At 60.7% G+C, this 22,351-nt stretch carries 26 protein-coding genes; 15 read left to right on the top strand and 11 right to left on the bottom strand.

What is annotated here, in order from left to right:
* Positions 1–91: 91 nt before the first annotated feature.
* The 3 genes from ACR0J1_RS17650 to ACR0J1_RS17660 all read left to right on the top strand — a co-directional run bounded on the left by ACR0J1_RS17650 (position 92) and on the right by ACR0J1_RS17660 (position 2,705).
* Positions 92–784 carry a M48 family metallopeptidase gene (locus tag ACR0J1_RS17650; RefSeq protein WP_480734010.1) on the top strand — a complete coding sequence of 231 codons (693 nt, stop codon included), beginning with the start codon at positions 92–94 and terminating at the stop codon, positions 782–784.
* 30 nt (positions 785–814) lie between these two features.
* Positions 815–1,462, top strand: a complete 648-nt coding sequence (locus ACR0J1_RS17655) for a GntR family transcriptional regulator (protein ID WP_480734011.1) — start codon at positions 815–817, stop codon at positions 1,460–1,462.
* Positions 1,463–1,574: 112 nt separating this feature from the next.
* Positions 1,575–2,705, top strand: coding sequence for a lytic murein transglycosylase (locus ACR0J1_RS17660; RefSeq protein WP_480734012.1), 1,131 nt, complete (start codon positions 1,575–1,577; stop codon positions 2,703–2,705).
* 4 nt (positions 2,706–2,709) lie between these two features.
* On the opposite strand, the gene ACR0J1_RS17665 is transcribed toward ACR0J1_RS17660, so the two are convergent.
* On the bottom strand, positions 2,710–3,672 hold the full coding sequence (locus tag ACR0J1_RS17665) for an acetyl-CoA carboxylase carboxyltransferase subunit alpha (protein WP_480734013.1): 963 nt from the start codon (positions 3,670–3,672) through the stop codon (positions 2,710–2,712).
* Between the two features lie 123 nt (positions 3,673–3,795).
* On the opposite strand from ACR0J1_RS17665, the gene ACR0J1_RS17670 reads away from it, so the two are divergent.
* Positions 3,796–4,629, top strand: a complete 834-nt coding sequence (locus tag ACR0J1_RS17670; protein WP_480734014.1) for an AraC family transcriptional regulator — start codon at positions 3,796–3,798, stop codon at positions 4,627–4,629.
* Between the two features lies 1 nt (position 4,630).
* Here the strand turns inward: ACR0J1_RS17670 and ACR0J1_RS17675 are convergent, their stop codons facing one another.
* The gene (locus tag ACR0J1_RS17675) at positions 4,631–5,224 is read right to left on the bottom strand and encodes a LysE family translocator (RefSeq protein ID WP_480734015.1); all 594 of its coding nucleotides are present in this window, start codon (positions 5,222–5,224) and stop codon (positions 4,631–4,633) included.
* A 72-nt stretch (positions 5,225–5,296) separates the two neighbouring features.
* Between ACR0J1_RS17675 and ACR0J1_RS17680 the strand changes: the two genes are divergently transcribed.
* Both ACR0J1_RS17680 and ACR0J1_RS17685 read left to right on the top strand, forming a co-directional pair.
* Entirely contained in the window at positions 5,297–5,749 is a 453-nt protein-coding gene (locus ACR0J1_RS17680; protein WP_480734016.1) for an Lrp/AsnC family transcriptional regulator, read from the top strand.
* A 109-nt stretch (positions 5,750–5,858) separates the two neighbouring features.
* Positions 5,859–6,437, top strand: coding sequence for a PA14 domain-containing protein (locus ACR0J1_RS17685; protein ID WP_480734017.1), 579 nt, complete (start codon positions 5,859–5,861; stop codon positions 6,435–6,437).
* A gap of 49 nt (positions 6,438–6,486) precedes the next feature.
* Here ACR0J1_RS17685 and ACR0J1_RS17690 read toward each other — a convergent pair whose 3' ends face one another.
* The gene (locus tag ACR0J1_RS17690; RefSeq protein WP_480734018.1) at positions 6,487–7,449 is read right to left on the bottom strand and encodes an L-malyl-CoA/beta-methylmalyl-CoA lyase; all 963 of its coding nucleotides are present in this window, start codon (positions 7,447–7,449) and stop codon (positions 6,487–6,489) included.
* Between the two features lie 294 nt (positions 7,450–7,743).
* On the opposite strand from ACR0J1_RS17690, the gene dgcN reads away from it, so the two are divergent.
* The 3 genes from dgcN to ACR0J1_RS17705 all read left to right on the top strand — a co-directional run bounded on the left by dgcN (position 7,744) and on the right by ACR0J1_RS17705 (position 10,670).
* Positions 7,744–8,745, top strand: a complete 1,002-nt coding sequence (gene dgcN, locus ACR0J1_RS17695) for an N-acetyltransferase DgcN (RefSeq protein WP_480734019.1) — start codon at positions 7,744–7,746, stop codon at positions 8,743–8,745.
* Between the two features lie 88 nt (positions 8,746–8,833).
* Positions 8,834–9,799, top strand: a complete 966-nt coding sequence (dgcA, locus tag ACR0J1_RS17700; protein WP_480734020.1) for an N-acetyl-D-Glu racemase DgcA — start codon at positions 8,834–8,836, stop codon at positions 9,797–9,799.
* Positions 9,800–9,809: 10 nt separating this feature from the next.
* A complete protein-coding gene (locus ACR0J1_RS17705) occupies positions 9,810–10,670 on the top strand; it encodes a D-amino-acid transaminase (protein ID WP_480734021.1) in 861 nt (286 codons plus the stop codon).
* Here ACR0J1_RS17705 and ACR0J1_RS17710 read toward each other — a convergent pair.
* The 4 genes from ACR0J1_RS17710 to ACR0J1_RS17725 all read right to left on the bottom strand — a co-directional run bounded on the left by ACR0J1_RS17710 (position 10,667) and on the right by ACR0J1_RS17725 (position 13,368).
* Positions 10,667–11,785: an ATP-binding protein gene (locus tag ACR0J1_RS17710; RefSeq protein WP_480734022.1), complete on the bottom strand. Its 1,119-nt coding sequence runs from the start codon at positions 11,783–11,785 to the stop codon at positions 10,667–10,669. The genes ACR0J1_RS17705 and ACR0J1_RS17710 overlap by 4 nt on opposite strands.
* A 91-nt stretch (positions 11,786–11,876) precedes the next feature.
* Complete coding sequence (locus ACR0J1_RS17715; protein WP_480532796.1) at positions 11,877–12,191, bottom strand: DUF1244 domain-containing protein; 315 nt, start codon at positions 12,189–12,191, stop codon at positions 11,877–11,879.
* A 112-nt stretch (positions 12,192–12,303) separates the two neighbouring features.
* Complete coding sequence (locus tag ACR0J1_RS17720) at positions 12,304–12,543, bottom strand: DUF6868 family protein (RefSeq protein ID WP_480734023.1); 240 nt, start codon at positions 12,541–12,543, stop codon at positions 12,304–12,306.
* 87 nt (positions 12,544–12,630) lie between these two features.
* A complete protein-coding gene (locus tag ACR0J1_RS17725) occupies positions 12,631–13,368 on the bottom strand; it encodes an N-formylglutamate amidohydrolase (RefSeq protein WP_480734024.1) in 738 nt (245 codons plus the stop codon).
* Positions 13,369–13,485: 117 nt separating this feature from the next.
* On the opposite strand from ACR0J1_RS17725, the gene pyk reads away from it, so the two are divergent.
* From pyk to ACR0J1_RS17755, 6 genes are all read left to right on the top strand, one after another.
* Positions 13,486–14,931: a pyruvate kinase gene (gene pyk, locus ACR0J1_RS17730; protein ID WP_480734025.1), complete on the top strand. Its 1,446-nt coding sequence runs from the start codon at positions 13,486–13,488 to the stop codon at positions 14,929–14,931.
* Positions 14,932–15,177: 246 nt separating this feature from the next.
* Positions 15,178–15,615, top strand: coding sequence for a universal stress protein (locus ACR0J1_RS17735; RefSeq protein ID WP_480734026.1), 438 nt, complete (start codon positions 15,178–15,180; stop codon positions 15,613–15,615).
* Positions 15,616–15,629: 14 nt separating this feature from the next.
* Entirely contained in the window at positions 15,630–17,180 is a 1,551-nt protein-coding gene (locus ACR0J1_RS17740) for an alanine/glycine:cation symporter family protein (protein WP_480532804.1), read from the top strand.
* Positions 17,181–17,361: 181 nt separating this feature from the next.
* On the top strand, positions 17,362–17,562 hold the full coding sequence (gene rpmI / locus ACR0J1_RS17745) for a 50S ribosomal protein L35 (RefSeq protein WP_010443552.1): 201 nt from the start codon (positions 17,362–17,364) through the stop codon (positions 17,560–17,562).
* A 14-nt stretch (positions 17,563–17,576) separates the two neighbouring features.
* Complete coding sequence (rplT, locus tag ACR0J1_RS17750) at positions 17,577–17,942, top strand: 50S ribosomal protein L20 (protein ID WP_170658380.1); 366 nt, start codon at positions 17,577–17,579, stop codon at positions 17,940–17,942.
* Positions 17,943–18,236: 294 nt separating this feature from the next.
* Entirely contained in the window at positions 18,237–19,178 is a 942-nt protein-coding gene (locus ACR0J1_RS17755) for a hypothetical protein (protein WP_480734027.1), read from the top strand.
* A gap of 190 nt (positions 19,179–19,368) precedes the next feature.
* Here the strand turns inward: ACR0J1_RS17755 and ACR0J1_RS17760 are convergent, their stop codons facing one another.
* From ACR0J1_RS17760 to ACR0J1_RS17775, 4 genes are all read right to left on the bottom strand, one after another.
* Positions 19,369–19,836 (bottom strand): hypothetical protein, encoded by a 468-nt coding sequence (locus tag ACR0J1_RS17760; protein ID WP_480734029.1) that lies wholly within the window; start codon positions 19,834–19,836, stop codon positions 19,369–19,371.
* An 85-nt stretch (positions 19,837–19,921) separates the two neighbouring features.
* A complete protein-coding gene (locus ACR0J1_RS17765) occupies positions 19,922–20,311 on the bottom strand; it encodes a carboxymuconolactone decarboxylase family protein (RefSeq protein ID WP_480734030.1) in 390 nt (129 codons plus the stop codon).
* Positions 20,308–21,408: an aromatic ring-hydroxylating oxygenase subunit alpha gene (locus ACR0J1_RS17770; RefSeq protein WP_480734031.1), complete on the bottom strand. Its 1,101-nt coding sequence runs from the start codon at positions 21,406–21,408 to the stop codon at positions 20,308–20,310. Before ACR0J1_RS17770 ends, ACR0J1_RS17765 begins: the two co-directional genes overlap by 4 nt.
* The gene (locus ACR0J1_RS17775; protein WP_480734032.1) at positions 21,405–22,292 is read right to left on the bottom strand and encodes a MurR/RpiR family transcriptional regulator; all 888 of its coding nucleotides are present in this window, start codon (positions 22,290–22,292) and stop codon (positions 21,405–21,407) included. The genes ACR0J1_RS17770 and ACR0J1_RS17775 overlap by 4 nt, the downstream gene beginning before the upstream one ends.
* Positions 22,293–22,351 lie beyond the last annotated feature (59 nt).

A 22,351-nucleotide genomic window follows, 5' to 3' on the forward strand; every position in this document is an offset into this window, starting at 1 on the left:
CCTTGATATCAGGTGAATCTCAACAATGATTCAGGTCACCTGCCACATGCGGCAGGCACTGTCAAAGCCTTTGCGCGAAGGAGATCGGCCCATGGGGCGACACGCATTGCCGGGGCGGCCTCCGGTGCCGCTGACATTGCGCAAATCGGCGCGCGCGCGGCGGATCAGTTTGCGGATTTCCCAACTGGACGGGCGGGTTACGCTGACCTACCCGACCGGCGTCGCCGAGGCCGAAGCGCTGAGTTTTGCGCAGCAGAAAGAAGACTGGATCAGGGGACATCTGCAGGAGCGGCCCGAAGCGGCCCCCGTCCAGTTCGGGCAATCCATTCCTGTTGAGGGCATTGACCGGCGAATCGTTCCTGCCCCGGGGCGTCGGGTCGAGTTGAGGGCCGATGAAATCGCCGTGCCCGAAGGGGCCGAGGCCCGTCGCCTTTCCCGTTTCCTGAAAGAACTGGCCCGGGATCGGCTGACCGGGGCCTGCGATGATTATGCCGCCATTCTGGGCCGCCCCTACAGCACCCTGACCCTGCGCGATACCCGCTCGCGCTGGGGGTCGTGCAGTTCGGCGGGGGGGCTGATGTTTTCCTGGCGGCTGATCCTGGCACCGCCTGACGTGCTGCATTATGTGGCCGCCCATGAAGTGGCGCATCTGGCCGAAATGAACCACTCCCCCGCCTTCTGGGCGCAGGTCGAGCGAATCTATGGCCCCTATAAGACGCCGCGTCGCTGGCTGCGGGACAACGGCATCCATCTGCACCGCTACCGGTTCGAGGCCAGCGGTTGACCTGCGCGGGATTTGTGATCACATAAACCCATGCTGACCCCACGCACTGCCGACTCGCACACCGCCACCCATGATCGCGTCTATCGCGCGCTGCGCTCGCGCATCATGCATGGCGAGATCGCGCCCGGTCAGGCGCTGACCCTGCGTGGGATCGGCAAGGAATTCAGCGTCTCGATGACGCCTGCGCGCGAAACGGTGCGGCGACTGGCGGCTGAGGGTGCATTGTCTTTGTCCACCTCCGGGCGGGTGTCGACGCCCGAACTGAGCCGCGACCGGATTGAGGAACTGGCGGCGCTGCGGGCGCTGCTTGAGGTCGAACTGGCCAGCCGCGCCCTGCCGCGCGCGCATATCGCGCTGATCGACCGGTTGCAGAGCATCAATATGAGCGTCGCCGAGATGGTCACCAAACGCGATGCGGTGGGCTATATCCGCGCCAATCTGGAATTTCACCGCACCCTGTACCTGCGCGCGCAAGCTCCGGCGATGCTGGCCATGGCGGAAACCGTGTGGCTGCAACTGGGGCCAACGATGCGGGCGCTTTACGGGCGGCTGAGGCGCACCGAGCCGCCGCATCACCACCGTCACATCATCGCCGCGCTCAAGGCCGGGGACGAACCCGGTTTGCGGCTGGCGGTGCGGTCAGATGTGACGCAGGGGTTACGTCTGCTGGTGACCTGAGCGGCTTATCGCCCAACCCTATGATCTGATGATTTCAGACGCGGCGCTTCTGGTCTGAGCGGTCGGGCTGGGCTATCCTGCAGGCAAATCACAACAAGAGCAGATTTCAGTCATGATCAATCGTCGAACCTTTTCCGCCGGGCTTGGGGCAAGCCTTCTGGCCGCCTGTTCCGGCGGCGGCACTCCGGCCAGCGCGCCTGCATCGCGGATGCGCCCCGTGCCCAACGCAGGTTGGGACGCGTGGGTTGCCAGCTTCAAGGGCCGCGCCGCGTCTCAGGGTATTTCGCAGCCCACGCTTAACCGCGCCTTTCAGGGCGCAGGCTATCTGCCCGAGATCATTGAACGCGACCGCAATCAGGTCGAATTCAAACGCTCGCTCGAGGATTATCTGGCCATTGCCGCCTCGGATGAGCGGATCAGCACCGGCAAGCAGATGATGGTGCGCCATGCGGGCACCCTGTCGCAGATCGAGGCGCAGTATGGCGTCGACAAAGAGGTCGTGGTTGCCGTCTGGGGGCTGGAAAGCCGGTACGGCGCGCGGCGTGGGGATGTGCCGGTGATCTCGGCCACATCGACGCTGGCCTATGATGGGCGGCGCGGGGCTTTTTTTGAAAAGCAACTGGTGGCGGCGCTGAAGATCATTCAGGAGGGCGACACGAGCCCCGCCAACATGACCGGCAGCTGGGCCGGGGCGATGGGGCATACGCAGTTCATCCCGACCTCGTATCTGGCCTATGCGGTGGATTTCACCGGCGACGGGCGGCGCGATATCTGGTCCGAGGATCCGGCGGATTCGCTGGCCTCAACAGCCGCCTATCTGGCCCGCGCGGGTTGGGTGCGCGGGCAGCCTTGGGGTGGTGAAGCCGGCACCGTCAGCGGCACGCCGGTGGCTGTTCTACAGCCGCAGACGCCCGGGCCGCGCATTGCTGTGTTCCGCAATTTTCAGGTCATCAAGCGGTACAACAACTCGGACAGCTATGCGATTGGCGTGGGACACCTGTCTGACCGGATTGCCGGGGGCGCGCCGTTTCAGGCCTCGTTCGGGCCGGATGAAAACGGGCTGACGCTGGAAGACCGCAAGGAGTTGCAGCGCCGCCTGACCGCCGCCGGGTATGACACGCAGGGCGCGGACGGGGTGATTGGCAAGAAGTCCGAGGCCGCGATCAGCGGCTATCAACGCGCCAATGGCATGGCCGTGACCGGCACGCCATCGGTTGACTTGCTGCGGCGTCTGGGCGGCTGACGGCTTAGGCCGCCAAACCCTTGGAACCGATATCGAGGAATTTCTGACGGCGGTCCTTGATCAGGGCCGCCGCATCCTTGCCGTCCAGCTCTTTCAGCATGGCGGCGATGGCTGCGCGCACCGACTCGACGGTTGCGGGGCGGTCACGATGGGCGCCGCCTTTGGGCTCGGTGATGATGCGATCGCAAACACCCAGCTTGTACAGGTCCTGCGCGGTCAGGCGCAGCGCCTCGGCGGCTTCACGCATCTTCTCGGAATCCTTCCACAGGATCGAGGCGCAGCCCTCGGGCGAAATCACCGAATAGACCGAATGCTCCAGCATCGCGACACGGTTGGCCGTCGCAAATGCAACCGCACCGCCCGAGCCGCCTTCGCCGATGATGACCGACACCAGAGGCACGCCGATTTTCAGGCACATCTCGGTTGACCGCGCGATGGCTTCGGACTGGCCGCGTTCCTCGGCACCTTTGCCGGGATAGGCCCCTGCCGTGTCGATCAGGGTGATCACCGGCAGGCCAAAGCGGCCCGCCATCTCCATCAGGCGCACGGCCTTGCGATAGCCTTCGGGGCGGGCCATGCCGAAGTTGCGTTCGATCCGCGATTTGGTGTCCGAACCCTTTTCGTGGCCGATCACCATCACCGGCTGGTCGTTGAACCGCGCCAGACCGCCGATCACCGCCAGATCATCGGCAAAGTTCCGGTCCCCGGCCAGAGGCGTAAACTCGGTGAACAGCGCGTCGACATAATCGTTGCAATGGGGGCGTTCGGGATGGCGCGCCACCTGACATTTCCGCCAGGGGGTCAGATCGGCATAAAGCTCATCCAGCAGCTTGGCGGCCTTGGCGTCCAGCGCGGCGGCCTCTTCGGCCACGTCCATCTCTTCATTGGCACGGGCCAGCGCGCGCAGCTCTTCGGCTTTGCCTTCGATCTCGGCCAGCGGTTTTTCGAAATCCAGATACTGGGTCATGACGCCTCTCAACGCAGAAGTTCCCTGCTATATGACCAAAGGTCGCCCGGGATGCAACTCAGCAAGATTTGTGGATGGGAGATATGCACCCTGAGAGGGGTAAGGAAGACGGAAGGGATGCCGATGGCCACCAGCTATGAAGATCGCGTGTTGCGCGTGCTGGCCTATATCTATGATCACCCCGCTGGCGATCTGTCTCTGGACACGTTGGCCGACGTGGCCGCCCTGTCGCGGTTTCACTGGCATCGGGTGTTTCGCGCCCTGACAGGCGAGACCTGCGCGCAGACGGTGCGCCGGATGAGGCTGCACCGGGCAGCGTGCTGGCTGGTGCAGTCGGACAGGCCGGTTGCGACCATCGCCACCGATGTCGGTTATCCCAACCTGAATTCCTTCGCGCGGGCCTTTGCCGAGGCGTATGGCAAAAGCCCCGCCGCCTTTCGCAGCGCGGGTCAGTTTCTGCCCGCCAATCCACAGTTCAAAACCGGAGGATATCCCATGCATCCCGTCACCACACGAACAGAACCCACCCGCCGCGTCGTCGCCCTGCCGCATACCGGCCCCTATGCCGAAATCGGCAAAAGCTTCGAGGCGTTCGGAGCCTTGTGCGAATCCCGCAAATTGTGGCCTGAGGTCGGGCCGGTGATTGGCCTGTATTTCGACAGCCCCGACGACGTACCCGCAGACCAGCTGCGCAGCTATGCCGGGGCCGAGTACCGGGGCGAGGCCACACCCGATGGCATGGAGGACCTGACCATCCCGGGCGGCAAAATCGCGGTACTGACCTATAAGGGGCCGTATTCGGGGCTTGAGGCAGCCTATCACAGCCTTTTTGGCAACTGGCTGCCCGCATCGGGCGAGGAACCGGCGGATCAGCCGTGTTATGAGATCTACCTCAACGATCCGCGCGACACCGCGCCCGAGGATCTGCTGACCGAAATCTGCCTGCCACTGAAGTAGTTCAGGGCCACAGCACCGGATAGAGCGAGGCCACCAGCAGCCCCGCCATCGTCCAGTTGAACACCAGCAACCGGCGCGGGTTTGTCAGGACCCGCGCCATCTGCTGACCCAGAGCCGTCCAGACGCTGACCGAGGGCAGATTGATCGCGCCAAAGATCAGCGCGACGGTGAGAATGGCGGTCATCGTATGGCCCGGCATATAGGCCGTGGTCGCGGTCAGCGCCATGGCCCAGGCCTTGGGGTTGACCCATTGAAACGCCGCCGCCTGCAGGAAGGTCATGGGTTTGCCCGTCGTATCGCCTTTGCGCGCGGGCGCGGCATGGGCGATCTTCCATGCCAGATACAGCAGATACAGGACCGATGCGATCTTGAGTAGAGTATAGCTGACCGGGAACCGGTTGAAGACCTGCACCAGCCCGGCCCCCACCAGCAGCACCATGAAGGTAAAGCCCAGCCCGATCCCCAGCATATGCGGCACCGTCCGGCGAAATCCGAAATTCGCCCCCGAGGCCATCAGCATCAGGTTGTTCGGCCCCGGCGTGATCGATGAGACAAAGGCAAAGGTGATCAGGGCCAGCAGGATATCGTAGGTCATAGGCGGACTATCCCGCTGAATCCCGAAAATGAAATTGCGTTTTTGTGCAGGATATCCGATTTTCAGCAACAGATGACCAAGATTGACGCCATAAACCGCCAGATATTGCGCGAGCTGTCTCGCGATGGACGGATCAGCAATCTGGATCTGGCCGAACGGATCGGCCTGTCTCCGTCCGCCTGCCTGCGCCGGGTGCAGGAGCTGGAACGGGCGGGCGTGATCTCGGGCTATCGGGCGGTGCTGAACCCGGCGGCGCTGGGCGTGGGGTTTGTGGCTTATATCGGCGTGGGGTTGGGGGAACACACCAAGGCCGCACAGGAAGGGTTCGAAAAGGCGCTGCAACAGGCCCCCGAGGTGGTGGAATGCCACAACATCACTGGCACGATCGAGTATCTGTTGCGCGTCGAATGTGCCGACCTGCCCAGCTATAAGACCTTTCATACCGAGGTGCTGGGCACCCTGCCCCATGTGACCTCAATCACGTCTTACGTGGTGATGGGGTCGCCCAAGGACATGCGCGCCTGAGCGCCGGATTGTGAAGGCCAACCATCTTGCGGGGGCAGATTTCACGGCCTAGTGTCGTCGTAACGAGGTCACCAGCCGGGGAAACCTGCACAAACTTGGGGAGATGACCATGAAAATTCTACAGACCGGAGCGTTTGCGGCCGCGCTGGCGATGATTGCCAGCACCGCCCTTGCGGCTCCGCTGAAACTGCAACCCGCCAACCCGCAGCCAAGCGCAAAGGCGGGGCTGAATGTAAAATACGCGTGGGAAGGCGACCCGCCGCGGAAAATTCAGAACCTCGGCAAGGTCGAACAGTTGCTGAAGAAAGCAAAACCCGGTCAGCCACTGCGCGGGCTCGACTATCGCGACACAAATGAAGGCGATCAGGTCCTGACCTTTACCGAAGCCTTCAACGTCGCCGCCGAAATCACCGGCTATATCAGGTTCGACTCTCCGGGCGTATATGAGCTTGAGACATGGTCGAATGACGGGATCGATGCCTGGGTTGGTGGCCAGCAGATTGGCTATGTGAATGGGCGTCAGGGCTGCGAGGCCAATCAGCGTACCGAGGTCGAGGTTCCGCAAGCCGGCTGGTATGCGCTGAAAATCAAGTATTTTCAGAAATATGGGACGTCTTGCCTGATGATGAAATCGGGCAAGAAGGGTGAGCGTTTCACCTGGACCCCAAACGATGTGTTCGGTCGCTGATCTGGTGATCTGATCCAAAGGAGGCGCCCTTACGGGCGCCGCTTTATTTTCAGCCTCCGGCTGCGATCAGTTCTGACTGTGCCACGATCACCTCGGCCTGTTTGATCGAGGCGATGTCGACAAGACGGCCCTTGTAAACCGTTGCGCCTTCGCCATTGGCCTTGGCTTGCTCCATCGCGGCGAGGATTTCGCGTGCCTCGGACACCGCCTCGTCCGAGGGGGTGAAGACCTGATTGGCCAGCGCGATCTGTTTGGGATGGATCGCCCATTTGCCGACCATGCCCAGCGTCGCCGAGCGTCGGGCCTGCGCGATATAACCCTCATCATCCGAGAAATCGCCGAACGGCCCGTCCACCGGCAGCACGCCATGGGTGCGGCAGGCAGCAACGATGGCGGCCTGCGCCCAGTGCCACGGGTCGGACCAGTGTTTCTGCCCGTCGCGCAGCATGTAGTAGTTTTCCTGCGTGCCGCCGATGCCTGTTGTCTGCATCCCCATCGACGCCGCGAAATCTGCGGCCCCGAGGCTCATGGCCTGCAGCCGGGGGGATGCGGCGGCGATCTCTTCCACATGGGCGATACCGGCGGCGGATTCGATGATGACCTCAAACGAGACCGGCTTGGTCCGGTCCTTGGCCTGTTCGATCGCGGTGACCAGCGCGTCGACCGCATAGACATCCGCCGCGCACCCGACCTTGGGGATCATGATCTGATCCAGCCGGTCTCCCGCCTGTTCCAGCACATCCACCACGTCGCGGTACCAGAAGGGCGAATCCAGGCCGTTGATCCGCACCGAGAGATACTTGTTGCCCCAGTCGACGGTATTGATCGCTTCGATCACATGGGCCCGGGCGGCGTCCTTGTCCGTGGGGGCCACCGAATCCTCGAGGTCGAGATTGATCACATCCGCCGCAGAGGCAGCCATCTTGGGAAACAGTTTCGGGTTCGAGCCGGGGCCGAACAACTGACAGCGGTTGGGCCGTGCCGGGGCGGCAGGTTGGATACGGAAACTCATCTGGACCTCGCGTGAGTAATGAAATTGCGCCTTCTCATGGTGATGGGATATTAAATTGCGCGCAGGCACGCAAGCGGGATTGTGCAGATGCGGCAATGCGCGTGCAGCACAGGCAGTTGGAGAGCCATAGATGCTGCTTGAAGTTTGATCAGTTTAAAAACCTCGAACAAAATCCTCCTTTTTCCGCCGTGCGCGCAATATTTTTGCGTCGCTGCAGGTATTGCGGAGAGAATTCGAGAAACGCTCGTCAAATCGGTTCTCTAGCTTGGAGCGGAAGCGAAGGAGTGCTGCGCGATGATCGAGACACCATACCTGTTGTTTTTGGGGGATGCGCCTGACCAGCTGGCTGCAAAGGTTGCGGTGGGCATCAGGGACTGGCGGCCCGAGAATGCCGTGGGTCAGTACCGCATGGACGGCTGCAAGGCCGATCTTGGCCTGAAAGACATGGACCTTGTCGAAGCGCGCGAAGCCGGGGCCAAGACCTTGGTCATTGGCGTGGCCAACCGGGGCGGTGTGATCAGCCAGGAGTGGAAGAAGGTTCTGGTGATGGCGCTGGAAGAGGGCTTTGATCTGGCTTCGGGCCTGCACAACCTGCTGCGCGATGAACCCGATCTGGTCGCCGTAGCCGAGGCCACAGGGCGCAAGCTGCATGACGTGCGGGTGCCAGAGGTCGATTATCCGATTGCGAATGGTGTCAAACGGACCGGTAAGCGGTGTCTTGCGGTGGGGACGGATTGCTCGGTCGGTAAGATGTATACGGCGATGGCGATGGATGCCGAGATGCGCAAGCGCGGCATGAAATCCACCTTCCGGGCCACCGGTCAGACCGGCATCCTGATCACAGGCGACGGCGTACCGCTGGATGCCGTCGTTGCCGATTTCATGGCAGGCTCGGTCGAATGGCTGACCCCGGACAACGACGACGATCACTGGGACCTGATCGAGGGTCAGGGATCGCTGTTCCACGTCTCTTATTCGGGCGTGACCATGGCGCTGATCCATGGTGGGCAGCCGGATGCGTTGATCCTGTCACATGAGCCCACACGCTCGCATATGCGTGGGTTGCCCGGCTATCAGCCGCCCTCGCTGGAGGCGTTGCGTGACATGGCACTGACATTGGCGCGTGTCGCCAATCCGGATTGTCAGGTGGCGGGCGTGTCGGTGAATACCCAGCATATGAGCGAAGAAGACGCCGTGGCCTATCTTGCGCAGATCGAGGCCGATATGGGTCTGCCTGCAACTGACCCGTTCCGCTTTGGCTCGGGCAAGCTGGTCGACGCTCTGGCTGCGATATGATTTGAACGGTCTGCGCGGGGGAAGATTTTTCGTCGAAAAATCTCTGCCTCCGGCGGGAGTATTTGGGAAAAGATGAAGGAGCGGGCGCGTGCAGGTTGAAGTCTCTCGTGATGTGTTTCGGCTGGCGCAGGTGTTCACCATCTCGCGCGGGTCCCGGACCGAGGCGCAAGTGCTGACCGTACAGATCACCGACGGGGCGCATCAGGGATGGGGCGAATGTGTGCCTTATGCGCGCTATGACGAGACGTTAGCCTCGGTTGAGGCCGAGATTGCAGGTCTGCCCGCGGCGTTTTCGCGCCAATCGCTGATGGATCTGCTGCCCGCTGGTGCCGCGCGCAATGCGGTGGATTGTGCGCTGTGGGATCTTGAGGCGAAGCGTGCAGGCAAGCGGGTGTGGAATCTGGCCGGGCTGCCGGTGCCGGGGCCAGAGATTACTGCCTATACCCTGTCGTTGGACACGCCCGAGGCGATGCAGGTGCAGGCAGCGCAGAACGCGCATCGGCCTCTGCTGAAGATCAAGCTGGGTACGCCCGATGACATGCCGCGGCTTGAAGCCGTGCGCGCAGGGGCCCCCAATGCCCGGATCATCGTGGACGCCAATGAAGGCTGGAGCGCCGAGGTTTATGCCGATCTGGCCCCGCATCTGGTGCGATTGGGGGTTGCGCTGGTCGAACAGCCGCTGCCTGCCGGGGATGATGACGCCCTGATCGGGATGGAGCGGCCTGTGCCCGTCTGTGCGGACGAATCCTGTCATGACCGGGCCAGCCTGCCCGCGTTGAAGGGCAAATACGATGTGGTCAACATCAAGCTGGACAAGACCGGCGGCCTGACCGAAGCGCTGGAGTTGCGCCGCGCCGCGCTGGCCGAGGGGTATCGGGTGATGGTTGGGTGCATGGTCGGAAGCTCTCTGGCGATGGCTCCGGCGACGCTGTTGGCGCAGGGGGCGATGGTAACGGACCTTGACGGGCCGCTTCTTCTGGCCGAAGACCGCACTACACCGCTGATTTTTGATGACGCCGGGGTGCATCCGCCTGAGGTGGAGCTCTGGGGTTGAGGAGACAAACATGACCCGCACCGTTTATGTGAATGGCGACTACCTGCCCGAAACCGAGGCAACCGTTTCGATTTTCGACCGCGGCTTTCTGATGGCAGATGCCGTTTATGAGGTGACCAGCGTGCTGGGCGGCAAGCTGATCGACTTTGACGGCCATGCGGTGCGCCTGAAACGCTCGTTGGACGCCCTGGATATGGCCGCGCCCTGCAGCAAGGATGCGCTGCTGGGGATTCACCGCAAGCTGGTCGAACTGAACGGGATCGACGAAGGCCTGATTTACCTGCAGGTCACACGCGGCAGCGATGGCGACCGGGATTTCGTCTTTCCGGCAGATGACGTCAAGCCAACGCTGGTGCTGTTTACGCAGAACAAGCCGGGGCTGGCCGACAGCCCGGCAGCGCAGAAGGGGATCAGCGTGATCTCGATCGACGATATCCGTTGGGGTCGCCGCGATATCAAAACGACGCAGCTGCTGTATCCGTCGCTGGGCAAGATGATGGCCAAGAAAGCGGGCGCAGATGATGCGTGGATGATCGAGGATGGGTATGTGACCGAGGGCACCTCGAACAACGCTTATTTCGTCAAGGACGGCAAGATCGTCACGCGCCCGCTGTCGAATGAGATTCTGCACGGCATCACCCGCAAGGCCGTGCTGCGGATGGCAGCAGAGGCGCAGATGGTGGTCGAGGAACGGCTGTTCACGATTGATGAGGCGAAAGAGGCGGATGAGGCTTTTGTCACCTCGGCCTCGACCTTTGTGATGCCGGTGGTCGAGATTGATGGCGAGACGCTGGGCGCAGGTACGCCCGGCCCCATCGCCAAGCGCCTGCGCGAGATTTATCTGGAAGAGAGCCTGAAAGCGGCAGTCTAACCCCGCGCCTCTTCGCGCAGCGCCTGCGCGAGGTCGGCATTTTCCAGCACATAGCTGCCGAAGCTGGGCCGCCAGACCAGCCCCTTGTCGCGCAGCACGTCCAGCGCCTTTTGGATGCCGCCCTTGCTGTAAGGTTTGCGGTCACCGGCCAACGCCTGCCGGGTGTCGTCGGTAAACGGGGTAAAGTCGATGCCATCCACAGCCATCTTGCGCAGGATGGCCTGTTGCAGGTCGGTCAGGGTGCTGATCTCGGCCAGAAGCGCCTCGCGCATTTGTACCTTCTTGCGGTCGGCGATGGCGCGCAGGGCCTGATCGCCGGGGGTGGTTTCCAGAATGAGATCGCGCAGGCAGTCGTTCAGGATTTCGGGGCGGCGGCCCAGATCTTCGAACACCGCATCCATGGTGCCTGCCGAGACCTTGGCATCCTTAGCCAGCCGTGCATTGATCCGTTCGGTCAGGGCGGCGGTATAGCTTTGCCCCAGCTTCGGGAAATCACGCACGCGCGCGCCGAAGAAAGGGGCCTGCTGGTTGTGGATCAGCGCCGCCAGCTTATCGCGATGCGAGCCAGTCATGACCAGATAGAGTCGCGTCTCGAGCCCCGCCTGATTGACCGCATCCCGCGCCGCCTTCAGCGCGTACATCGCGTTCCGGCCTGCCTCGGTCGCCAGGCTTTGCTGCGCCTCGTCGACGATCAGGACCACATCCTTGCCAGTCGCCTCGCACAGCAGCATCAGCGCGTCTGGGATCGTGCCCTCCCACGCGCCGGCGGCCTTGAGGTTCACGCTAAAGCCCAGCGCGCCGATGGATGAAAACGGCACCCTGCGGCGCAGCTTTGCAATCAGCGAGTCGCACTCCTGCAGCGCGCGGGCCAGTCGGGCGGTGATCAGCGCGCCGGGATCACTGCTGCGATCGGCCCAGAGGTCGACATAGATCACGAACCGGCCCTGATCCTCGAGCAGCGGGGTCAGATCGCGGCGCAGAAAGGTGCTTTTGCCGGTGCGGCGCGGGGCGGCCAGAAACAGCCCGGCACTTTCCCCCACCAGCGGGTCGGGGTTGAGCAGACCCGCGATGAGGGCGGCCTCATCGGGACGCGGAATGTGATGGTCTTGGCTCATCGGTATCCTGTGTTACCCGGGGCTGGGGTGAAGTATTCTTATTGGGAATACTTTAGAATACTTTCCGAAACGGTCAAGGACTAGCTGAGGCTCAGCCCTCTTTCCCAACATTCTCTTCGAAGGCGACTTTGAAGGCGGCCTGTTTCTCGGCGCTGGCGTCGGTCTGATAGTTCGCCTTCCATTCATCCATGGTCATGCCATAGAAAATCTGACGCGCCTCATCCTTGCCCATCTCGATGCCCTTTTCATTGGCCGCTTCCTGATACCAGCGCGACAGGCAGTTACGGCAGAACCCGGCCAGATTCATCATGTCGATATTCTGCACATCGGTGCGGTCTTCCATCAGATGCTTTTGCAACCGGCGGAACGCGGCAGCCTGCAGTTCGATTTCAGTTTGCTTGTCCATTGTCGGGCTCCGGATGATGTTCTTGCGTCCAAGGCCAGACTTAGCAATCCGTCGCTCCCGTTACAACGAACAGAAGGGGCGCGAAGGTCTTTTGGAGCACCAAAACCAAAGCTCAAGCCAACTTCAAGGCCAGCCATGGCATCACGCAGAATATGAGCGTCAGTATCTTGTAGTTGGCGAGATACCTGAAATAGGCTTGTTTCACATCGGCTCGTTCCATCTGGAACATCCGGCTATGTAGGCCAGCGATCCAGTCCTGCAGCGCAATAATCATCAAAGTGCTGAACAGTAGAACGGCGACATTGAGGACCGTCATCCAACCGAATACGGTTGCCAGGAATTCCTGTGTCATGGTCGCCTCCTTTCATCGGATATATGGGTGTTGACGCAAACCCTCACAATATCGTGAGAGAGGGAAATCGACAGATGAAACCCCGCGTCACAGAGCGCTGTCAATCAGTGCGTTCTGCAAAACCGTCGCCAGACGCTCGGCCCAGTGCCGTTGCCCGTCATGATCCGCGATCAGATCGTTACGCAGTTCGATCAGCGCATTGGGCCGCCCGAACGTGGTACAGTGCTTGTCGATCGCATCGCCGGGCAGGACGCCCGTATAAGGTTCATTGACGCCGACGCAGAGATCGCCCTCAGCCTCCAGCCGGTTGATGAGCGGGCGCGAGAACCGTTCGTCCGGGGTATGCAGCACGCCGATATGCCAAGGACGCGGCTCGCGGCCCCGCAATTGGCGCGTGAAAGAGTGCATCGAGATGATGACCGCATGGGGCAATGCCGCCAGTTCCGCCAGCGCCTCGTGATAGGGGCGATAGCACATCTGCAGGCGGCGTTCGCGCTCGGCCGCGTCCGCATGGCGGTTGCCGGGTATGATCGACCCATCATAGAGCTTCATCACCAGCGTCGGATCATCCTCACCCCGGTTCGGATCAATCACCAGACGCGAGAAATTGGCCGCAATCACGGGTGCGTTCAGAAGCTCGCCCAGATGTTTCGAGACCTCATAGGCGCCGACGTCATAGGCGATGTGACGCTCCATATCCTCGCGCGGCAAACCCAGATCACCGCCGTTGATGTCGGGCGGCACCATGTTGGTTGCGTGATCGCAGGTAATCAGCCAGCGCGACGGGCGATCCGCGCCGTGCACGAAAAACGGAGAGTATGTCATGAGCCTGTCATCTTGTTTGATGCAGGTGTAGGACAGTTGCCTCGGAAAGGGAATTGCGCAATAAGCAGGCCAAGGACTGTTTGCGGTAACATGAGACGTTTGAGGAGAGCCGACCCGATGCGACGCCTGAGAAATGTGAAAATCGTCGCGACGCTGGGACCGGCGTCCAATGACTATGACATGATCCGCGCCCTGCACGAGGCCGGGGCGGATGTGTTCCGACTGAACATGAGCCATGGCAGCCATGACGAGATCCGCGAACGGCACCGCATCATCCGGCAGGTGGAAAAGGATCTGGACAGGCCGATTGCGATTCTGGCGGACCTGCAGGGCCCCAAGCTGCGGGTCGGTGTGTTTGCCAATGATGCCGAAGAGCTGACGGAAGGCGCGGCCTTCCGGCTGGACCTCGATCCCGCGCCGGGGGATGCGGGCCGTGTCTGCCTGCCGCACCCCGAGATTTTTGCCGCACTGGAAGTGGGCGCGCGGCTGCTGGTCAATGACGGCAAAATCCGCCTGATCGTGCAGGATTGCGGTCAGGATTTCGCCAATTGCACCGTTGAGGTCGGGGGTACGATTTCCAACCGCAAGGGCGTCAACGTGCCTGATGTGGTTTTGCCGCTGGCGGCGCTGTCCGACAAGGATCGCGACGATCTGGAATTTGTCTGCCAGTTGGGCGTGGACTGGCTGGCGCTCAGCTTTGTGCAGCGGGCCAAGGACGTGTTCGAGGCGCGTGCGCTGGCCGATGGTCGCGCCTCGATCCTGTCCAAGATCGAAAAGCCTGCGGCGGTTGAGGCGTTTGACGACATCCTTGATGCGTCGGACGGGATCATGGTCGCGCGGGGCGATCTTGGGGTCGAACTGCCCGTCTCGGCGGTGCCGCCGATCCAGAAACGTCTGGTGCGCAAATGCCGGGGCGCGGCGAAGCCCGTTATCGTGGCGACCCAGATGCTGGAGAGCATGATCGAAAGCCCGATGCCCACGCGCGCCGAGGTCTCGGATGTGGCGACCGCGATCTATGAAGGCACGGATGCCATCATGCTCAGCGCGGAATCCGCCGCCGGGTCGTATCCGGTTGAGGCGGTGCAGACCATGAACAAGGTCGCCATCGAGGTCGAGGCCGATCCGACCTATGATCAGATTATCGCCGCCTCGCGGACGGCGAAGGGGACCACAATTGCAGACGGCATCGTTGCCGCTGCGCGTGAGATTGCGGAAAAAACCGACATCAAGGCGATCTGCTGCTTCACCCAAAGCGGCACCACGGCCCTGCTGACAGCGCGCGAACGCCCCGGCGTGCCGATCATCGCCATGACCCCCGCCACCGGCACCGCACGCCGCCTGTGCCTGAGCTGGGGCTGCCATTGCGTGATGACGCCCGAACTTGAACGGTTCAAGGGCGCCGTGGTCAGCGCCGCACGGGCTGCGCGGGCCGGAGGGTTCGCCTCCGAGGCGGATCAGATCGTTGTCACCGCCGGTGTGCCCTTCAACGTGCCCGGCACCACCAATATTCTGCGTATCGCACCTTGTGACGAGCGGCTGATCTACAACACCGATCCGGGCTGACCCCCGGGGGCTCAGAATTATATTTCACTGTGAGACTCACCTATTCGCCCATATTTTGTGCGAATAATAGTATTTACTTACAAATACTTACATGAATACAGGTTGTATATTGCAATTACCTCTCTGTTTTTCCGTGTTTTTCCGGGATACTTGACCCTGGGGCAGTCCACTCAAACAAGTTCCAGGTTCCGGCTGCCCCGCCGGGGGCGAGGGCCCCGGCCAAATCAACAATAACGGAGGAACGAGATGACAACGAAAATTGTCATAGGACTGGACGGGACAGAAACCGGAGAGCGCGCGATCGCCTTTGCCAAAGACATGGCCGGGCGGATCGGAACATGCGAGCTGCTGGTGGTTTACGTCATCGAATGGTCCCCTTTTACTTTCCAGACCCCTGAAGAAAACGCCCTGCGTCACAAGCGGCGCGAAGAAGAGGTTGAACTGGCCACGTCGCGTATCATCGCGCCCGCGGTCGAGGCGCTGAAAACCGCCGGGTTCGAGGCGCATGGCATCGTGCGTCACGGCGATGTGGCGGAAACGCTGAACAAGATCACCGTTGAAAACGGCGGGTCGCAGATCGTCGTGGGCCGGGCCTCGGCGGACGGGTTCAAGAAACGCCTGTTCGGCAGCTCGACCCAGAATCTGGTCATGCATGCCGATGTGCCGGTCACGGTCGTGAACTGAGGGGAGGGACAAGAATGAGAATGCTCAAACAATTCGGCGCTGTCGCCGCTGCGGCCTTTGCCGCTGGCCCTGCCCTTGCGCAAGAGGCGCCGGGTCTGGACGAAAAGATCAATCAGGCCTTTGCCGATTTCACCGGCCCCTTCGTCAGCTTTATCTTTGCCCCTTTCCCGGGAACCGGATTCCCGTGGATCGTGGGCTGGCTGGTGATCGCGGCCACCGTGTTCACGCTGTATTTCGCCTTCGTACAGCTGCGGTTCTTCAGCCATGCAATCAGCCTTGTGAAAGGCGACTATTCCGACCCCAACGACGCGGGTGAGGTCAGCCACTTTCAGGCGCTGGCCACGGCGCTGTCGGGCACGGTTGGCCTTGGTAACATCGCGGGTGTGGCGGTGGCCGTCGGTATCGGCGGACCGGGTGCTACGTTCTGGATGATCGTCGCGGGCCTGCTGGGTATGGCGTCGAAATTCACCGAATGTACGCTGGGCGTGAAGTACCGCAACGAATACGAAGACGGCACCGTTTCGGGTGGCCCGATGTATTATATGTCCAAAGGGTTCAACGAGTTGGGCTTGCCGGGCGGTAAGATTCTGGCTGTTCTGTTCTCGATCTTCTGTATCCTTGGCGCGTTGGGCGGGGGCAATATGTTCCAGGCCAATCAGGCGCACCAGCAGATCGCGGGCATCGTCGGAGATTATCCGGGCTGGATCACGGGCCTTGTCTTTGCGGGCATCGTCTTCGCAGTAATCGTGGGCGGCCTGAAATCGATTGCCAGCGTGACCGAAAAAGTCGTTCCGTTCATGGGTGTGATGTATGTGCTGGCCGCGTTGGTCATCATCATTATGCACGCAGACCAGATCGGTTGGGCCTTTGGTCAAATCTTCGCAGGGGCCTTCACCGGCCTCGGCGTTGCTGGTGGCATGGTCGGGGCGCTGATCCAGGGCTTCCGTCGTGCGGCGTTCTCGAACGAAGCGGGCGTGGGTTCTGCGGCGATTGCACACTCGGCGGTACGGACCAAGGAGCCGATCACCGAGGGCTTTGTCTCGCTGCTTGAGCCGTTCATTGATACGGTCGTGATCTGTACAATGACCGCGCTGGTGATCATCATCACCCAGCAGCTGATCATCGACCCGGACACCGGCAACTACATGCTGAACGAAGCGGGTAACGCGATTGCAACCGTTGACGGTAACTCGGGCGTCAGCCTGACCTCGGCCGCCTTCGCAAGCGCCTTTAGCTGGTTCCCCTATGTGCTGGCGATTGCGGTGGTGCTGTTCGCCTTCTCGACCATGATCAGCTGGTCCTATTACGGCCTCAAGGCCTGGACCTACCTGTTCGGCGAGGGCCACACCAAGGAACTGGTGTTCAAGATCATCTTCTGCGTCTTCGTCGTCATCGGTGCGGCGGCCAATCTTGGCCCGGTCATCGATTTCTCGGACGCGGCGATCTTTGCGATGGCGGTTGTAAACGTCTTCGCGCTCTACTTCCTGATGAAAGTGGTGCGGCAGGAGCTGGCCTCCTACGCCGAGCGGCTGAAGAGCGGCGAGATCCGCAAATTCGAGCACTAAACCAATTCACCGGGGCGGCCCTGTGCTGCCCCGGTGCCTGACCTGTGCGGATTCCGCAGATTCTGGTCGAACCCCCCTTGCCAGTATGATCGAACTTGCGTAAACGGCGCATCTGTTGCGTGACCGGCCGAGATGGCATGCCGAGTCGCGTCTGAAACCGAACCCGGAAAAGGAGACGGAAATGCCTAAGATGAAGACAAAGTCGAGCGCCAAGAAGCGCTTTAAGGTGACTGCGACCGGTAAGGTCCTTGCTGGCCAGGCCGGCAAGCGTCACGGCATGATCAAGCGGACCAAGAAGTTCATCCGCGACGCCCGTGGCAACACCACCCTGTCCGCCCCCGACGCCAAGATCGTCAAGGGCTACATGCCCTACGACCGCTAAGAGGAGATACCGATATGTCCCGCGTTAAAGGTGGAACCGTAACTCACGCCCGTCACAAGAAGATCATCAAGGCCGCAAAAGGCTATTATGGTCGTCGCAAAAGCAACTTCAAAGTTGCCACCCAGGCCGTCGACAAGGCCAACCAGTACGCAACCCGCGACCGCAAGAACCGCAAGCGCAACTTCCGCGCCCTGTGGATCCAGCGCATCAACGCGGCTGTGCGCAGCCATGACGAGGCTCTTACCTATTCCCGCTTCATCAACGGCCTGAACCTGGCCGGTATCGAAGTGGACCGCAAAGTTCTGGCTGATCTGGCCGTGCACGAACCGGAAGCGTTCGGCGCGATCGTCGCCAAAGCTCAGGCCGCTCTGACCGCCTGATCCTCTGAAAAGAGACAGTGAATGAAAGGCCGTCCCGTTTGGGGCGGCTTTTTTCGTTTGGGGGGATAATTAGGTCCGCTTTGGAGCCCACTTCGACCGATGCTGCGCATGGTACCAATGTCGGCTTTAATTATCCTAATTGCCAAAGCTCACACCGACTGCTTTGGTTCGAAGGTCTTTAGAAAGCCATGTTTGCCACGCTCCAATAGTAATCCCCGTGACTTGGAAATGGGTCAAAGTTTCGCCTGAATACTGACGCAAGCTGTCAACGATTTGGATCTGAGCCGAAACTCTATGCTTCTGAAACGTTTTTTTCGCTATCTCCTTAATGCGATTGCCGCATTAATCGCCATGGCATTTCTGATCACCGTGGTTTGGGTTGGCTATTTTGCATATTTGGTGACCACCGCTCCGACTCATAGTGAGAGGATCGAGGCTGAGCGTGCCGAGGAATTCCGCACGAAAGCCGAGGAATGGGCGAACTTCTGCGCGCAATACGACTGCGATGACATTCCCGAAGGATATGTCGTCAAAACTATCGGACAAGAAACCCTAAACTTAATCTACTATTCCCAGCCGTCTGCGGGGGACACCTGTCGGTTGACGACAGATAGCTATGATGAAACCGAATACTTGGACGGTAAGGTGCTCCGTGGGGCAGCCTTGGATCGTCGCGCGAGCCCCTATTTTGTCCGATGTGCAGAACCCACCATGCCCTCTGCCAGATGGGAAGATTATATTATTGTCTACGGAGGGCAGTTTAGCGCTGAAGAACCTAGCCGCAATAACGTCTTTCCTGAGATTTTGGGCCCGGCGCGGTTTCGGAAGGGTGACCCCAAACCCACCTATGCCTCACTGCGCGCGTTCTTGCGTCCTGCTTCGCAAGATTTCGATATTATTGACCACAGCTCACTTGAGAACCAGCGCCGTGTTTACTTGTCAAAATCCCGTATGTTTCAGGGTCGATATGTCGTGCTGTTCTGTAATGACAGGTGCGACGTGCAAACTGTCAGCTTCGCTGAGGATGAAGGCTTAAATACGCTCCATTTCGCAGAGCTGATCCAGTTTTCTTTACGTGGTTGGGATTGCAGCGTCTTCACCAAAGGCGCGTTCACCGAATTATGGAAGTGCGGCCCCCCGATGGAGGAGCACCTCGGCTCCATGGCGAACTACATTCGCTTTCTAGATCAGGCTGTGGACGCAGCGCGGCGCCAACCGCTTCCGAAATTGCAATAGGGTGTTTGCATTCCGATCCACTGGATGGGATCGTTGAATAACCCTAAACTGTGTAACCTCCAAGAGCGGTCGTTCATCTCCTTCGGGCGAACGGCAGCAAAGTCTGCAATACCGACATTGCAGGCCTCAGCTTGAGTATTCCAATAGAAAGCAAAGGGTTCAGATGGCGACAGTCGCAGCGGCGATTTAGCTACTGCTGCTCCTTGCCCTCCTTCTTCACCAGCTGCGCCGCAAAGGCCACGCCAGTGCCTGGCCCGGCATAGGTGATCATCAGGACGTCATCCAAATACACGCCGTTGAAGATGCCCGAGGATACGTCATCGCCGGAAATGCCGGCCTCGGCCAGAACAAAGCGGGTGGGGTCGTCGAGTGCGAAGGTGCCCATAGCCTCTTCTACGATCCAGTCGGTGTCGCCGATCCGCCGCCAGCGGTTCGTGGCGGTGATCAGGTTGCCGTCGAGCTTGGTGATCTCAAGCTCCATCTCGGTTTTCAGCAGGCCCTTTTCGTGGTTGGGGTTAGATTTGGCGAAGGCCACCAGATAGGTGCCGTGCCAGGTGCCGACAATCTGCGGGAAACCGCCACCGTCATCGGCATAGGCGGCGGGGGCGACGGTCAGGGCCAGAGCAAGGGTTAGGGCACGGGCGAGGTGGCGGAACATGGCGCGGGTCTCCTTTGACGCGAAGGGGGTGGTCTCAGGCTAACGGCCCGTTCAGATTAGGCAAGCGTGTGGTTTCCCCTGCCCTTCAGGCTTCGGGTGCCTCTTCCAGCACCTTGCGCGCCACGCGAAAACATTCCAGCGCCTGCGGGACGCCGCAATAGATGCCGATCACGTGGACGATGGCGCGGATTTCCGGCGCGGTGACGCCGTTGTTGATCGCGCCGCGGCAATGGATTTCCCATTCGTGCATCTTGCCCAGCGCGCCGATCATCGACAGGTTCATCATGGACCGCGTCTTGGCGTCGATCACGTCGTCTCCCCAACCGAAGCCCCAGCACCAGGCGGTCATCGCCTCTTGAAAGGGCCGAGTGAAATCATCGGCGGCGGCCAGGTTCTTTTCGACGTATTCTGCGCCCAGCGTCGCCTTGCGCTGCTCAAGACCTTTCAGGAACAGGTCTTCATCAAATGTGCTCATGATCCGGTCCTTTGCAGTTGTCCATCGACGGCTTCGCGCATCCATTTCTGCAGATGCATGACGGGGTGTTCCGAATTCACCCCGCCCTTCGGGTCAATCACCAGCGGGCCGGGGCGATAGCCGCGCGAATGCAGGCCACGCTGTACGGATTCGACCAGCCGGATATCCTCTTCCACCGTGGTCGCGCGATCCTGCGCCGCGAGTTGCCGTATCTTTTGATCATCCACGCCGCCCACCGAATACCAGCCTCGCCAGACCACCACGTGATCGGCATCCACGGCGCGCCAGTGATAAGTATTCAGAACATTCCCCGGATAGACCTGAAACGAGAACATCGGCCACAGGAACCAGCTGGAATATTCATCGAAATGCTTGAACCCCGACTGAATGTCGTAGGTCATATTTTCAAGGCTCTGGCATTCCGTCGTATGACGAAGGCACATGCCCTGAGGTTGGATGTCATAGGTTTCGGGCCGGACCACTCCGTTCGCAAAGGTCGGGTGGTTGAGCGAGCAGTGGTAGCATTCCGAATAATTCTCGACCGAGACCTTCCAGTTGCAAAGCTCCGGTATCTCGACCCATTCCAGCGGTTTCAGATCGGCCCAGTTGGGCACCCATTCCTCAAGCTCGGCACGGGCGTTTGGAAACCACGCGTCCATCGGCGCGGCGTCAGGGTCGAGGTTGACGAAGACAAATCCCAGAAACTCTTCGGCGCGGACTTCGTTCAGGCACACGCTTGATTTCTCGAACCCTTCAACCGCCTTGAGATTTGGACCGGCGCGCAGCTCTCCGGTCAGCTCATAGGTCCAGGCGTGGTAAGGGCAAACCACGACCCGCGTCGTTCCGGTTCCTTCGACCAACTGGTGCGCGCGGTGTTGGCAGACATTGTAGAACACGCGGATTTTGTCATCGCGGCCCCTGATAGCGAACAGGTCCTGTCCGGCGACTTCAAACGCGACGTAAGCGCCCGGTTCGGTCAGTTCCGAGGCGTGGCAGCCGAACTGCCATGTGCGCGCCAGCAGGCCATCTGTTTCCAGGCGAAAGATGGCTGGGTCAGTATAGTACCGGGCTGCAAGGGATTGGATGGGTGCTGTCACGAGTCCTCCGCGTGGTAAAGGCCAAGCTGATGGCGGCGTTTGTGAAAGGTTTCGACCCGTTCAACGATCTCATCGCTGGCAACGGCGATCACGAATGACAGCAGCGTTTCCAGCAAGGCAACCGTGCTGACCGAGGACGGGAAGAATTGCGGCGTGTCTGCCGAGATGACAAAGCCATGGTCAGCCGCGCGCAGGATCGGGCTGGCCGGGCTGTCGGACAGACCCACGACCTTCAACCCCTGCTCGCGCGCGACTTGCACCGCCTCGACCACTTCGTTGCGATAAGGTTTACAGGTCATGGCAATCAGAACGTCGCGCTTGTCCGCCCAGGCCAGATCGTCGATCGGGTTTGAGCCGGGGCGCGGGATGGCGTGAAACTGCACCATCCCCGTCGAGGCCAGATAAACAAAGTTTCGCGCGTTCGAATTGTTCACACCCACGCCCAGCACAAACACATTGCGCGAATCCCAGATGTCTTCGGCCGCTGCTTTCAACTGCTCGGACGAGATATTGGCAAAGGTCTCCTCGACATTGCGCAGGGCGTCCTGAACCATATCGGCATACAGCCCGCCCATGTTGCCAGACTTGCGAATGTCCTGCAGCCAGCGGGCGCGGTCTGGAAAATCGGCCTGCCCGCGCCGGATCGCCTCGCGGAAGGGCACGCGGAAATCCTCGTAGCCTTCGAACCCCACCTGCCGCGCCATGCGGACGATGGTGTTGGGCTTCACATTTGCCGCCTCGGCGATCTCACGCACGGTCGAAACCCCCACGTCGCGCGGGTTTTCCAGCACATAAGTCGCGGCTTTGCGCGCCTCGGGCGTCAGCTCGGACAGTTCGTCCGCCAACCGTTCAAGAATCGCATTTGATACATTTGTCCCATTCATGATTGACGATGGTACTTTTGTTTGCTTACGCTGTCGAGACAAAATCGACTCAGAGGAGT

Source organism: Ruegeria sp. CJ3 (assembly GCF_056536725.1).